The organism is Bifidobacterium xylocopae (assembly GCF_003315615.1).
Taxonomy (GTDB): Bacteria; Actinomycetota; Actinomycetes; order Actinomycetales; family Bifidobacteriaceae; genus Bombiscardovia; species Bombiscardovia xylocopae.
In genome coordinates, this window is sequence record NZ_PDCH01000001.1 from 168,474 (window position 1) to 181,943 (window position 13,470).

The following is a 13,470-nucleotide window of genomic DNA, read 5'->3' on the forward strand; positions in this document are numbered from 1 at the left end:
CAATGCCATTGACGGGGTCCGGCCGTAGGTACCGCGCATGTAGGGCCAACGGATGTCCTTCCGTCACATCAGATGGCAGGTCACCAGATAGATAGCCACCACATGGCAGGCGTAGCCGGCGACAGTGCCGCAGTGGAAGATTTCATGGAATCCAAAGGTCCGTGGCCAGGGGTCCGGCATACGTAGGGCATAGACGATGGCACCAGCGATATAGCACAGGCCGCCGGCTATGAGCAGCCAGACCACCGCTGGGCCGGCGGCGGCCGAACGCCAGAACAGGTCCAGGAAGGCCACCCCGGCCACACCGAAGATCACATAGACGGAAGTGTAGAGCCAGCGTGGTGCGCTGATCCAGACCACATGGATGAACATGACCACCAGTGTGGCAGACCAGATGCCGAACAGGATGACCTTGCGCCAGAAATGGTCCAGAGCGAAGGAGACCGGTGTATAGGTGCCGGCGATCAGCAGAAAGATATTGACATGGTCCAGCCGCCGCAGGACGTCTGTGACGCGTGGGGACCAGTCACCCAGGTGGTAGAGGGCCGAGTTGCCGAACAGGGCGATCGAGCTCAGCATGAAGACCGCACAGGCCCACTTGAGTCCCGTCCCTGGTGCGATGCAGATGAGCACGATGCCTGATGCCATCGCCAATGGCGTGGCGGCGGCATGAATCCAACCGCGCATCAGGGGTTTGGGTCGGCCGTGCACGTCCAAGCGTACCTTGCGTGCGATTGCAGCGATGGGGCTGCCTGCGATCCGTGGGGCACCACTTCCTGTAGCGTTTGCGGCCCGGTTTGAGCCTTCCCTGGCATTGGCCTGTTTGCCTACCCCGGAATCCTTCGGATACGCTTCATGGTCCGGTTCGCTCCAGTGCCGGGCATCCGGCAGCGCTCGTCGACCTTGGCTGCGTTCGACCATACCGCGTTCATCGGTTCCCTTTCCGGGTGTTTCGGCCATCCTTCTCCTAGCTCCTTGGTGCCCCCGCTCGGTCGACAACCCGGGCATGCCTGTTCGTCTTCAGTCTATCGCCAGGCGTTCACCGGTCTGCAGGTCAGGTCGTTCCCGGCGTTCAGCCCATGGAGACGGGGCCTGTCGCGTGGGTGCCCCGCTTGGCTATGATGTTGGCTATGGCTGATTTTTCCGAGATACTCGCAAGCTTTCAGGACTTTGACGAGGCCGACCGCGAGTGGCTCCACCTGCTCGTGGCAGACTGGCAGGTGGTCGCCGATCTGTGCTTCGCTGACCTCCTGCTCCTGCTGCGCCGCAAGGATGGACGCTATGTGGTGGCCGAACAGTGCAGACCATCCACTGTCATGTCCCTGCGTACCGAGGACGTGGTCGGTGACCTGCTTCCCGAGGAGCGCAAGGCTGAGTTGGATGCGGCCATGGATGCCAGGACCGTGCTCCGGTCGAACAAGATGCGCACGATAGGGAAGGCCACGGTCTGCGACGTGTACGCGCCGGTGCGCCACCAGGGTAAGACACTGGGCCTGGTCGCCCGCGAGACCAATATGGCCACCCGCGAGTCCAACGGCCGCTATGAGGGGGAGAGCATCAATGCAGGTAAGGCCCTGTTCGAGATGGTCACTCGGGGGCAGTTCCCCTACTCCGATTCGGTCATGAACCAGCGGCACAATGCCCGCGTTGCTGACGGGTTCATCATCCTGACCGCCGGCGGAATCGTGCGGTACGCATCACCGAATGCGATTTCCTGCTTCCGTCGCCTGGGCTCTGTGGAGACCATGCCCGGACAGTACCTGAGCGAGATCGGCACTTCCCTCATCAGGCAGAACGACCCCTTACCCGAGTCCCTGCCTTTGGTGCTGACCGGTAAGGCGGCTGTGGATTCCGAGCTGGTGGTCAACCGCTCTGCCGTCTCCATGCGTTCCCTGCCCCTGTACGGAGAGGAGGGCCGTGTGGGCGGCATCGTCCTGTGCCGGGATGTGAGCGAGCTGAGGCGGCGGGAACGCGAGCTGCAGACCAAGGACGCCACGATTTCGGAGATTCACCACAGGGTCAAGAACAACCTGCAGACCGTTTCCGCCCTCCTGCGGCTGCAGAGCCGACGGACCAAGTCAGACGAGGTGCGTAAGGAGCTTGAGGAGGCCCAGCGGCGTGTGCAGACCATAGCGGTCGTGCACGAAGGCTTGAGCCAGACGGCGGATGAGATCGTGGATTTCGACAAGGTCATCGCCAACCTGCTCAAGCTGAGCGTGGACCTGGCCACCACTTCCGACCAGCACATCTCCATCTCCTACATCGGCAAGTTCGGCATGATGCCCGCGCAGGACGCCACGCCACTGTCGCTGGTGCTCACCGAGTTGATCAACAACGCCGTGGAGCATGGTTTCGAAGGTCGCAAAGAGGGCCACATCACCATATCCGTCGGTCGTGGTGGTGACAACCTGAACGTGGTTGTCGAGGACGACGGAAACGGTTACGACACGGAGTCCAACGCCGGACAGGCCCGTCCGTCGGGTTCGGGTCTGGGCACGCAGATCATCAACACATTCGTGACCAATGATTTCGGGGGCACCGTGCGGTGGGGTCCCAGGCGGGACGGCGGCACCCGGGTGACCATCGACATCAGGCTGCGTGTCGGGCAGAAGGCCGGGGAAAAAGGCCGCTGAGACCCGCAGCAGGTATGACGACGATGTGGGGGTCGACGACAATCGTGTCGTCGACCCCCACATGTTGTACAGATTCGTAAAAGTGCCGCCTAAATCCCCGTTCAGGACTGCTGCATGGCCTGTGTACGCCGGGCCCGCATGGCCCTGCGCTTAAGGGCCCTGCGCTCATCCTCGCTCAGGCCGCCCCATACGCCATAATCCTGGTTGGTGTCCAGGGCGCACTTCAGGCAGGCATCTATCACCTCGCAGGTGCGGCACACGGCCTTGGCCTCCTCAATCTGCTGGTAGGCTGCACCTGTGTTCCCGACCGGGAAGAAGAGTTCCGGATCCTTGTCGCGGCACGCGGCCTTGGCCCGCCAATCGAATGCGCTGCTCATGCTTGCTGTTCCCCTGCCTTCCATCGTCTGTGAAAAATCAAACTTATTATAGGGAAGCACGATTAGGCCGACTTTTCAAGACTTGCTTGCGGATTTGCCTGAGGGCGCGCACTGGATGAGGTGGGTGGAACCCCGATTGCGCAGGACGGCCCGCCCAGGTGTAGCAGCGTCTTCGGCACTCATCATGGCCTGCAGTCGGGAAGGAATGCCTGACATCAGGTCTGTGCCCCGTTCCCCGGAGGGGAACACGACCTGGACAGGGAAAAGTTCTAGGCGGCGTAGGGAACGGACGGATTCAACGGTGAGGACTGTATCGGTCCCCGGATCCTCTAGCGCCTGCCGGACTTGAACGGCCATGGGCTCCTGGCTCAAGGGTTCCAGCAGTTTGTCGGCCCCATCGACCAGCCAAATCCGGCGGGGTGGGCCTGGAAGGGCCTCCAGCCCGCATTCGCGCCGGTATTGACGCGGTTTGATGCGACGTTTGCGGAATCCCTGCGAAGACGGTTGCACACAGGTGAGTTGGAAAGACGTGGAGCTGTCCTGGCCGGACAAGTTGGCCAACTGGGTCTGAACCGTCATCAGGCAGGTGCTCTTGCCTCTGCCGGAACCTCCGATGATGGCGATGTTGCCTTGGACCGGCAGAAGGCATGCTGCAATCCCGACACCGTCGTCTTCCAGACCGATCGGCAGGAGGGGATGACCGTCCTGCCAGACTGGGCGGCCGAGCCGGGACAGGTGGCCGGCCGGCAGCTCCTTAGGCAGTGGTGAGGTGAACAGGGGGGCGGCCGGTTTCATGCCGATGAAGCCGGCGGCCATGAGTACCTGGTCCACCACCTTGCCGGTCGCCTGGCAGGGGGAGCAGCGAAAGGCCTGCGGGTGCCCACCGGCGCACCAGAAGCCGGCACCGGGCATCTCCGGGCCGATGTCGGCGGCGCAGCCCGTTCCCAGCAGCTCCATGGATTGGATGGGCTCACGCACCCTTAGGCTGATGTTCAGATTCATGTTCGCCTTCATGTGGGGGCTCACCTGGCCCATTGGGTTCTGCGTGCAGGCGATCAGATTCATGCGCAGTGACCTGCCCAGTGAGGCGAGCTGAATCAGATGCTCCATGGAGTCAGGCAGCTGCTGGCGAAGGGCTTGGAATTCGTCGATCACCACAATCAGGCGGGCGGGGGGCACACGCAGGTCGTCGGCGTCACAGGCCCCTTCGGCCGCCACGAGACGTTCCCGGTGTTTGAGCTCGCGTTCGATGCCTGCTATGGCCCGGACAGCATGGTCCAGGTCAAGGTCGGAGACCGATCCGGCGGTATGGGGCAGTCGACTGAGCTGGTTGAAGGCCGATCCGCCTTTGAAGTCCAGGAAGACGAAGTTGAGGCGGCTGGGCGGAATTCGACAGGCCAGTGCCAGGCACCATGCCTGGAGGAGGACGGATTTACCGGAGCCGGTGGTGCCGGCCACCAGCGCATGGGGGCCCTCCCTGGGCAGATTCAACGCGAAGGGGCCGTCGGCGCATACGCCTATGACCGCATCCTCGGCTTGTACGTCGGGCCCTGGCTCAAGCCCCTGTGAGAGCCAATGTTGCACGATGCCCTGCCATTGGGCACCGCCGGTCTGCCTGGCCTTCTGTCCGGGCAGGATATCCTCCAGCGCAGGTGCGGACAGGGACCTGAAGACGTGGCATGGGTCTTCATGGGACGCCTTGGATCCGGGGTCGGCTGCACTTCCGCACAAGGATGGGTCGGTAGTTGTCCTCCGCTCACGACGTTGCCCAAGGTATCCGGCGAGTGCGACCGCGAGACAGGCTATCAGACTTGGTACGAGGAGGGCGGCATAGAGCCAACGGCCTTGGGAGAGCATGATGACGACGAGGCCGACCTGGGCGAAGACGGGTGCTATCTGCCCTACCATACGCAGGGCTATGATGTGATCTTGGCTTCCGCTGCCTTCAACGGCACCGTCAGGACTGTGCCTTCTTCGTGCTTTCTCCATGGGTCACAATCCTGCGCCGCACATACGGGCAGGTCCAGCCGGACAGCGGTCTGTGGTCGAATGTATCCGGGCCGAGCGGGAATGTGATCACATGCCTCCTACGGTACCGGGTTCATGACGGCCTTCCGCCAATTGGCCGAAGAGATCAAGGTTACGTTTGTCATTGAGCAGGACAGTGGACCCCAGACCGTCGGGCTCATAATCGGGGTCCGTCCAATATACCGAGCCGGTTACTCCCTTGGGGCTTGATGCGTCTCGGAAGGCAAGGAGCATGTGGTAGAGGGTCCATGGATTGCTTTCCTCGTCCACGGTGATTGCCCCGAGGGCGGCCTTGGCCAGTTTGATGTCGGTCGAGGGATTTCTCAGGGTCGCGGGGGAGGCTGCTTTCTGTGCGATCGCCCCGATAACCATCCGTTGGCGCTCGGCTCTGCCGAAGTCGCCTTTCGGGTCGGCGTATCGCATACGGGAGAAGGCGAGTGCGTTGCCACCGTCCACGTCGTGGCAACCGGCGGTCCAGTTGAGGCCCGAATAGGGGTCCTGGACGGTCTGGTCATAGCACAGGTTGACTCCACCGATGGCGTTCACCACCCCTTCCAGTCCACCGAAACTGATCAGGGCTGTGTGGTCGATCTTGTTGCCGGTGATGGCTTCCACCCGGCCTGTAAGAGCCGGGTAACCCGACAGATTGGCCACGGCGTTGATCTTCATGCCTTGGCCGTCGAGCGAGACGAGTGAGTCGCGGGGCACGGAGACCAAGGACGCCGGACCGCGCTTGGGCTTGGTCAGAACTAGGATCGTGTCGGTACGGAAGCCAGGCGTGTCGTCGGATGAACCCGTGCCTTGTGTGCCATCGCGCTCATCCGATCCCAGGATGAGCCATGAAGTGGCAGGGCCTGCGTCCATGCCGGTGAGCATGTCCTTATGCTTGAGTTGGTGGTCGACCCAGTACCAGCCATAACAGCAGCCTGCCGCTGTCAGGGCGAGTATCAGAACAAGGAGCGCTGCCAGGGTCTTACGGGCACGATGGCCACCGGACCGCCTGAGGCTGACGGCGGCATGGGGGGTTGCGGGCGGTCTGCCGCCTGCACGTAGCGGGGCGGCTGGTGCCGAGGCTTGCCTTGAAGAGCCGCTGGAACGTCTGACTGTCCTTCTGGGCGCAGGCGCGGTGGGGCCCGATGCCGAGCGCCTGGGGGAGAAGGCCGGCGGCTCCTGTGCTGATTGTCGGCCGCCGCGCTTGCGTGCATGGGTGCTCGACCGGACCGGTTGGATGGTCTTGGCTTTACGCGTCTGGCGGCGAAGCTGCTGGGAACTGCTGGATGGCAGGAAGGAAGGCGGCTCCTCAGTGGGAGACGACTGGCCGTGGCCTCGCTGGTTCATCAGGCTCCATCCCCTTGTCTCGCCCCCGGTTCTCTAGCAATCAGACTTAACATGTCACTTCCGTCAGTCCTTCTGCGCCGGGCTACTTCTGCGCAGGAACGGCACATACTGTGACGGACAGGTATCTGTCGGCGATGCCGATGTATTGGCCGGTGGCGGCGTCGCGGATGGAGCCGTCATCCGGGTCCACGATGCCTCCGGTGACCGGATCTATCAACTGGCCGTCCTTGCTGATCAGTCCTGTCCTGGGATCGGGGGCCTGTTGACTGGGCGAAGACTGGGGAGCTGCCTGCTGATCTGCCTGTGCCTGGGGTGTCTGTGGGCCGGTGGTGGATTCGTCTTCCTTGTCCATGGCTTCGTTGGTCAGGGGCTTCTCGGCCTTGAGCGTCTCCCAGACCTCCGTCGCATCCGAGGTCCAGACGACCCTGTTGCTGTCGTTGACGTCGGGGGTCACCGGCAGCGTGCGCGAATAGATGTGGGATGCGTCGATGTTTTTGAGGCTGTCGGCCAGACCGTACAGGGTCATGAGGTTGCCGAGGCCTTCGCTCAGCTGGAGGGCGGACAGTGAGGTCTTGGCGAGCTGGAACATCTTGCTGAAATTGGAATACACCTCTTTGCTGTGCGCCTCGTTCATCAGGGACTTCACCAGGTACTGCTGGCGGGTGGTGCGCATGATGTCGGACCCATCCGATCCGGATCCATGCCGCATGCGGGCGTACTGGGTCGCCTGGGTCCCGTCCAGATGCTGCAGGCCGCGCTTCACTCTCAGACCGGTATACCCGTCCCAGGTGTCGTTGGGGATGCAGATGTCCACACCGCCCAGGGCATCGATCATATCCTTCATCCCGTTGAAATCGGCGACGACGAACTGCTGGATGTCCAAGCCCGTCAGGGCGTTCACTGCAGTGAGCGTGCATGAGGCGGCCGAGGCCACGTCGCCACCCTGCTGGTAGCCGGTCGCGAAGATCGAGTTGAACATGACGTGGCGACGGGCAGGGATCGTGCCTCCGTTGCTGGTTGTGCAGGCTGGGGCATTGACCATGGAGTCGCGGGGGATGGGCACCAGGTTGATGTATGAGCGGTCGGCTGCGATCTGGGCCACCATGGCGGTGTCGGACTGGTGGTTCTCGGCGTCATCCGGGTCGTTTCCCCCGATTGCGGCGTTTCCTGCACCGGCCCGGGTGTCCTGGCCCAGGATGAGCACGTTGAGGGTCCTGCCCTTGTAGATGTCCTCGGGCTTGGGATTCCCGGAGCCCGGCTTGGCGGCTTTGATGGATGGGACGACGTTGATGCTTCCCAGGATTTCCGCCGCGGCGGCGGCCACAAAGGTACCCACGAACGCGACCACTGCGCACAATCCCATGGCTATGCCCCTGCGCACACGGTGGGAGACACGGAAGCCGAGCGAGTGCTTCGGGCCGGATGAGGCGCGCCCCTTGATGTTGGGCAGGTCGTGGGTGTTCTCTTTGTGTGAGGTCACATTTACGCCTTCCTGGTCACCGCGCCTGTCCTTGTGCCGCCCGAGAAGCCATGGCTCGGCCACGGGCATTCACATGCATGCTGTTGATAATTGTATGACGTGGGCTGCCCCTGTCTGCTTTCGTATCCTCACCCCGGGCTCAAATGCGGCACCTTGGGTTGATTGCCGGCCGACGTTTGTGCCTGCCAAGTCCGCTCCATGACTGGGTTCGCGCAGGAAGTGGGGGGACAATGTGAAAACTGTGCAAGAACCATGGGCCCGGAAGCTTGGGACAAGGCCTTGCGTAGACTGGTCCCTATGACTTTGCCCTCTTCCACGTCCACTGACGTTCACCAGGTTCTCTCCGATGTCCTGGCCGCCCGCCACCGGTCGAACGGTCAGGAGGTGGAGCCTTCTGTCGCCGCCTTGGTGAGCGTTGAGAGCGACCTGGCATATTTGCAGGCAACGCTGAACGCTGTGTTCACACAGCGCCTCCTGCCCGGTTTGGTCATCATCGCCGATTGCTCGGGCCGGACCAAGGAACCTCTGTACGCCGAATTCGCCCTCGAACAGCCGGCGGACGGGTCGCTTCCGCCTGACCGGGTGAGCATCGAAGTGGTCCGTGCCCATGGAGCCAAATCATACGGGGACGCGATTCGCAGGGCCCTGGGCTATGCCCATATCCCCCAAACCGTTCGTGCCCTCTGGCTCTTGCATGACGACTCGCGCCCTCTGGACCCGCATTGCCTGGAGGCCCTGGTGGGGACCTGGAGGGATACGCCGACCGCATCGCTACTGGGTGCCAAGCAGCTCGACTGGAGGGGGGAAGGGCTGCATAACGTCGGCCTGTATGCGGTACGGGGGGGCGTGAACAGCCTCGTGGTGGACGGAGAGCCTGACCAGGAGCAGTATGACGGCCGCCGGGACGTCTTCGCTGTCAGCCTGGCCGGGGCCCTGCTGCCCTTGCAGACCGTCTCGGCCATGTCCGGCCTGGGTTCCTGGGCGAGCACCTTCGGCCTATCCATGGATTTCTCCCGACGGGTCTGCCTGTCAGGGGGAAGGGTGGTGATTGTGCCAGGAGCCAGGATCGGCCACCGCCGCGCCCGTTTCGAAGGGGTGCGGAGCAAGGGGGGCGAAGGGGGACTGGAGGACACCCCCAGGGACAGCTCCATGCAGGTCATCGATGCCCGTGAGACATATCTGTACAGTGGTCATAGTCCGCTGGCCTGGCCGTTCATATGGATCATACGGCTTTTCGCCGCCCTCTGGTTCGCGGGTGCTCGATTGACCGCCAAACAGCCCTATGCAGCAGCCTGTGAACTCTGCTCGCCCTGGCGGGTGCTTGCCCACTCGGGACATCTTCTATCGGCACGGCGGCACTTGTCGCGCGTATCGCGCACTTCGATGGGTCATTTGGAGACCTTGCAGGCCTCCCGTCCGCAGATCAGGCAATGGCGGGCGCGCAGCAAGGCCTATGAAGCCCAATTGGCTCATCCACTGATGTCAAACCTGGCCCGGGCCCATCTGCGCAGGCAGCTGCGAATCCGTCTGTGCTGGGCCATGGGCATGGTCCTGTCCGTCCTGGCGTTCACCGCCTGGACCGCCTGGCCGGTCATCAAGGGCTTGTTCTCAGGTGGTCAGTTGTCGTCGGAATATCTGCCAGGAACGGCCGCGGGTCTGGGGCAGCTGGCCCGTTCGGCCACGGTCCCGTGGACCTGGGGTCTGGGTCTGGGGGTACCGGCCGCGCCCACGCCCTTCCTTCTGCTTCTGTTGCCGGTGGCCCTGCTCACCGGCGGCCGGTTGTCGGTGGCTGTGGGGCTGCTGTTCTTCCTGTGCCTGCCGCTGGCCGCCCTGTCCTTCTGGGCCCTGGCTGGCATCTTCACTCGTTCCAACCCCATTCGGGCCCTGGCAGGTTTGCTCTGGGCAGCCTTGGCCTTCGCCCTGCCCATATATGCCGACGGTGACCTGCCGCTCCTGGTGGTTCTGGCTTTCCTGCCCGCCGCTTTTGCTTTCACCTTCCGCGCCGTGGGCATGTACCTGACCGAGCAGCCTGAGCGGCCGCATCCCTCGGTCCGGTCCGCCGCCTGCGCGGCCCTGTGCTTCACTTGTGTGGTCCTGGCGGAGCCGCAGCTCCTGCTGGCTTTGGTGGTGGTTTTCGTCCTGTTCACCGTTCTGGTGGTAGGCCATCGGACCATGCTGGTCCTGATCCCCGTGCCCGCAGCACTGGCAATGGCACCAACACTGGTCAAGGCCGTTGCTGGCCTGAGGCAGGGGGGCTGGCGGCAGTTGTTCGGTGATATCACCCTGGCGTCCCCGTCCCGCTTCGGTGGACCCCACGCCTCCAGTCTCTTCAAGCTGATCACACGTCTGCTGGGCCTGGACCTATCGGGGGGGCCGTCCTCCTGGCTGTCCGCGAACGACTGGGGGGGTCTAGGCTTGTGTGCGGCTGTGGTCATCGTTGTGATCATAGCCCTGGTCAGTCTCTGCCTGCCGTCCATCGCCCGTGTCTCCCGACTCATGTGGTTCCTTGCAATCGTAGGTGCGGCCTTGTGCCTGGTCTCTTCTCGCGTGGCGGTCGCCCAGGATTGGTCCGGCACTGCGGCGGGGTCGCCCCTGCCTGGTCTTCTGCTTGCCTTCCTTGGGCTTCTGGCCTGCGTATCGATGGTCGCTGGGGGCGCCGTCAGACCCTTTGACACGGCCGTTGCCACTCGCCAAGTCCGCCATCCCGCCGACCATGCACCGGTTCAAGCCACCGAATTCTCGGAATCGCGGCCAGTTCCCGCGGGCGGCCAGGTCGCTGTCGGGGCTTCACCGGATGGCGGGGCCGCCGACGGCAAGGCCCAAGGCTCTCGCTGGTCCATGGGACGGATGGCCAGGATCTGCCTCACGCTCGTCTTGCTTGCCGTCCTCGCCGGCACTGGGGCCTCGGGGCTGGCGGCTGGGCACCGGTCGCGCCTTGTGGCCGATCGTTCCGGTCTGCCTATGGTGGCCGTCGATTACCTCAACCGCTCGCCGGCTCACCGGATCCTGGTTCTGGCTCCAGTCAGCGACCGGCAGGTCGGGTTCGCCAGCATGCGTACCGGCAGGGGTGACCTGATCGACTCTTCGGCGGCTGCCAGGGCCCTCCCCTTGAACGGTCAGGAACGTCGGGCCGACCACGAACTGGCTTCCGCAGCCGCGGCACTGCTTTCCAATGCGGATTCGGACGCGATCGCATCAATCGGCCGCCTAGGATTCGGCGGCGTGTTCGTACCCGCGGAACGTGGGGAGGGCAACGGACAAGGCCTGGATTCAACGGTCGAGGAACTGACCGCCAACATCACCGGATCCGATGGTACGCAGCAAGTGGTTACAGGGCCCACCGGAACCTACTTCCGTCTCACCGTGTCCGATCCGGATCATCAGGGGATCCCCCTCGAGGGGGAGAGATCGGCTGCGGACCTTTGGTGGCGGCCGGTCTGGCTCTGGAGCCTGGCCCTGGTTCTGACTGCCTATTGCCTGGTCGCCCTGCCTCGGTGGTCATTCATGGAGAGGAGTGCGGCATGAACGCGAACGAGACCACATCCAAGGCCGAGAAGGCCACTGTCGGCAGTCGTGGGAGCATGGTCAAAACCGTGTTGGTCACGTCGGTGTCCGCTCTGGTGGTCCTTGCCCTGGCTTCGGCCCTTGTCTTGTTTGAACCACTCCCGGCACTGGTGGACCAAGGCCGGAGTGCCGACTCCGGCGCCCGTAGGATCAGTCAGTTGAACCTGACCACCTACTGTCCTTCGCGTATGAAGGTGGCGGATGCCGCAGGATTCGGCGAGGTCAAGCCAGACGAGGGCGATATCGCCTCATCTGTGCGGTACGCCGCCTTCGGTCCGGTCTATTCGTCTACAGCCACCGGTCTGGATGGGCGCAAACCGATACGGCTGCAGGATACGGACCCCGGTGACGACGACCAGGTTCAAACCGCCACGGGCAATGCCGACAAAAACGCCAGTCTGCAGACCACACGGTTGCTGAAGGCCTCGGTCGGCGCAGGCACGGCGGCCGCCACCGTGTCCTGGGCCACCTCCGGCGACTTGCGCGGTGTCCAGGCGGCCTCCTGCACTCCAGCCGCCTTCGAGCATGATTTCCTCCTGCCGGCGACCCAAAAAGGCTGGGCCCAGCAGCTCGTCGTCTTCAACCCCTCGACCAAGGCGGCCTCGGTCAACCTGGAAGCCTATGGGACGAAAGCGGGGGGTGCGCTGTCGTTGAACACCCGTGGAACGGTAACGGTCAAAGCCGGAGGGGAGGCAACCTACGATCTTGCAGCCGCTGCGCCCGACCAGGCCGGCCTTTATGTGCATCTGACCGGCAGCGATGCACCGGTCTGCGCAGTGGTACGCCTCACCTCCATGTCCGGCAACGAAGCCCGGGGTTCCGACTTTGCCAGTGAAGCCGGTCCGCCTGCCCGGGAGGCATTCCTGCCGGGCGTGGAAGGGGGTGATCAGGCCCAACTGCTCCTGATGAGCCGTGGCCGGGCCCACATCCAGGCTTTCTGGGTTACCGCTTCCGGACCGGTGAAAGCGAAGGAGGCCAATCTGCCCGGTGGCCGTGTGGGGGTGATCGGCCTGGGCCAGGCTCCGGATGATGCTGTGGGTTTGAAGGTGGAGGCCGATGGCCCGGTTTCGGCCACTGCGGAATTGTCCCGTTCAGGATCCGGCGGCCAGACCGATTTCGCCATGCTGTCTCCGCAGCCCCCCCTCGGTGTCGGTGCCCTGACCTTGCCCGACCAGGCCCGCGGACGTATCCTCCTGCTCAACACCACTGCGCGTACGGTCTCCGCCAAGATCCTGGGATTCGACGCCAAGGGCACGCGTGCAGGTTCCAAGACCGTTAAATTGGATGCGGATCAGGGGCTGGGCATTGGTATGGATGAGCTGGGTGCAGGTGCGGTGATCGCCCGGCTGGATGACAGCGACAAGGCCCTATCGTGGGCAGTGAGGGTCGATGTGGAAGCCGTCTCGAAAGCCGACCTGGCCGGTCTTGCCATCGTGACGCCACAGAGTCTGCAGCCGCGGACCGCGACGGTCAGCGCCAGGGAGGACCGGTCGCTGGCCCGGTGAGGGAAGGCATCGGCTCACTGGCCCCAGAAAGGGTCTATGTCCTCGGGGTGGCGGCCGTAAAGCTCAGCCAGGCGCGCGACCATTTCATCGCGGATCAACGGTTCCAACTCATAGCGGCTGTGTGCCTTGGTCTGCATTGGCAACCGGTAGAGCACGATGCGTGCACTGATGCCATGACCAGGCACGAAGGCCCGGGAGAGTGCGCAGCGTTCGTCGTCCCAGGGCAATGGGTCCGAGGGGGGCACATCCTCGACTGCGAACTGGACAGGACCAACCAGTTGGGGCCAGGCCTCACCCAGGCGTTTGATCTGGGCGGCCACCATGGAGTCGAAGAGTCCTGCTCGCGTACGGCTCCGGGGCAGGCGGGCGCCGAAGGTCGGGCGTCGGATGCCACGGCCGTGCAAGTCGCGGTAGGAGCCGCGCATCCAGGGGGCTTGTGCGGGGTTCATAAGCCATAGCGTAACGCGATCGCTTGATATGGCAGGCTTGCTAGGATACTGCTTGTTCGGGCGGCGACGGCATGGCCGTCATAGTGAGGAGGAGCC

General features: G+C 63.7%; 9 protein-coding genes. 3 read left to right on the forward strand and 6 right to left on the reverse strand.

The genetic code is table 11. The annotated features are described in order from the left end of the window. Nucleotides 1–63: 63 nt before the first annotated feature. Nucleotides 64–960: a PAQR family membrane homeostasis protein TrhA gene (trhA, locus tag CRD59_RS00705; RefSeq protein WP_330849120.1), complete on the reverse strand. Its 897-nt coding sequence runs from the start codon at nt 958–960 to the stop codon at nt 64–66. A 170-nt stretch (nt 961–1,130) separates the two neighbouring features. On the opposite strand from trhA, the gene CRD59_RS00710 reads away from it, so the two are divergent. Next, complete coding sequence (locus CRD59_RS00710) at nt 1,131–2,633, forward strand: sensor histidine kinase (RefSeq protein ID WP_113852805.1); 1,503 nt, start codon at nt 1,131–1,133, stop codon at nt 2,631–2,633. Nucleotides 2,634–2,734: 101 nt separating this feature from the next. Here the strand turns inward: CRD59_RS00710 and CRD59_RS00715 are convergent, their stop codons facing one another. From CRD59_RS00715 to CRD59_RS00730, 4 genes are all read right to left on the reverse strand, one after another. Further along, nucleotides 2,735–3,010, reverse strand: coding sequence for a WhiB family transcriptional regulator (locus tag CRD59_RS00715; protein ID WP_033503305.1), 276 nt, complete (start codon nt 3,008–3,010; stop codon nt 2,735–2,737). A gap of 75 nt (nt 3,011–3,085) precedes the next feature. Beyond that, nucleotides 3,086–4,918 (reverse strand): FtsK/SpoIIIE domain-containing protein, encoded by a 1,833-nt coding sequence (locus tag CRD59_RS00720; protein ID WP_161522240.1) that lies wholly within the window; start codon nt 4,916–4,918, stop codon nt 3,086–3,088. A gap of 168 nt (nt 4,919–5,086) precedes the next feature. After that, nucleotides 5,087–6,376 carry an LCP family protein gene (locus CRD59_RS00725; RefSeq protein WP_113852680.1) on the reverse strand — a complete coding sequence of 430 codons (1,290 nt, stop codon included), beginning with the start codon at nt 6,374–6,376 and terminating at the stop codon, nt 5,087–5,089. A gap of 82 nt (nt 6,377–6,458) precedes the next feature. Beyond that, nucleotides 6,459–7,856 (reverse strand): LCP family protein, encoded by a 1,398-nt coding sequence (locus CRD59_RS00730; RefSeq protein WP_236632639.1) that lies wholly within the window; start codon nt 7,854–7,856, stop codon nt 6,459–6,461. Between the two features lie 297 nt (nt 7,857–8,153). On the opposite strand from CRD59_RS00730, the gene CRD59_RS00735 reads away from it, so the two are divergent. Both CRD59_RS00735 and CRD59_RS00740 read left to right on the forward strand, forming a co-directional pair. Next, entirely contained in the window at nt 8,154–11,381 is a 3,228-nt protein-coding gene (locus tag CRD59_RS00735; protein ID WP_127920912.1) for a glycosyltransferase family 2 protein, read from the forward strand. After that, a complete protein-coding gene (locus CRD59_RS00740) occupies nt 11,378–12,925 on the forward strand; it encodes a DUF5719 family protein (RefSeq protein WP_113852683.1) in 1,548 nt (515 codons plus the stop codon). The genes CRD59_RS00735 and CRD59_RS00740 overlap by 4 nt, the downstream gene beginning before the upstream one ends. Before the next feature lie 14 nt (nt 12,926–12,939). Here the strand turns inward: CRD59_RS00740 and CRD59_RS00745 are convergent, their stop codons facing one another. Continuing rightward, nucleotides 12,940–13,374: a metallopeptidase family protein gene (locus CRD59_RS00745; RefSeq protein WP_113852684.1), complete on the reverse strand. Its 435-nt coding sequence runs from the start codon at nt 13,372–13,374 to the stop codon at nt 12,940–12,942. Nucleotides 13,375–13,470 lie beyond the last annotated feature (96 nt).

What these genes read in the sequence shown, in the direction of transcription:
- trhA (WP_330849120.1), bottom strand. Translation starts at nt 960, where the DNA reads ATGGCCGAAACACCCGGAAAGGGAACCGATGAACGCGGTATGGTCGAA.
- CRD59_RS00710 (WP_113852805.1), top strand. Translation starts at nt 1,131, where the DNA reads ATGGCTGATTTTTCCGAGATACTCGCAAGCTTTCAGGACTTTGACGAG.
- CRD59_RS00715 (WP_033503305.1), bottom strand. Translation starts at nt 3,010, where the DNA reads ATGAGCAGCGCATTCGATTGGCGGGCCAAGGCCGCGTGCCGCGACAAG.
- CRD59_RS00720 (WP_161522240.1), bottom strand. Translation starts at nt 4,918, where the DNA reads ATGGTAGGGCAGATAGCACCCGTCTTCGCCCAGGTCGGCCTCGTCGTC.
- CRD59_RS00725 (WP_113852680.1), bottom strand. Translation starts at nt 6,376, where the DNA reads ATGAACCAGCGAGGCCACGGCCAGTCGTCTCCCACTGAGGAGCCGCCT.
- CRD59_RS00735 (WP_127920912.1), top strand. Translation starts at nt 8,154, where the DNA reads ATGACTTTGCCCTCTTCCACGTCCACTGACGTTCACCAGGTTCTCTCC.
- CRD59_RS00740 (WP_113852683.1), top strand. Translation starts at nt 11,378, where the DNA reads ATGAACGCGAACGAGACCACATCCAAGGCCGAGAAGGCCACTGTCGGC.
- CRD59_RS00745 (WP_113852684.1), bottom strand. Translation starts at nt 13,374, where the DNA reads ATGAACCCCGCACAAGCCCCCTGGATGCGCGGCTCCTACCGCGACTTG.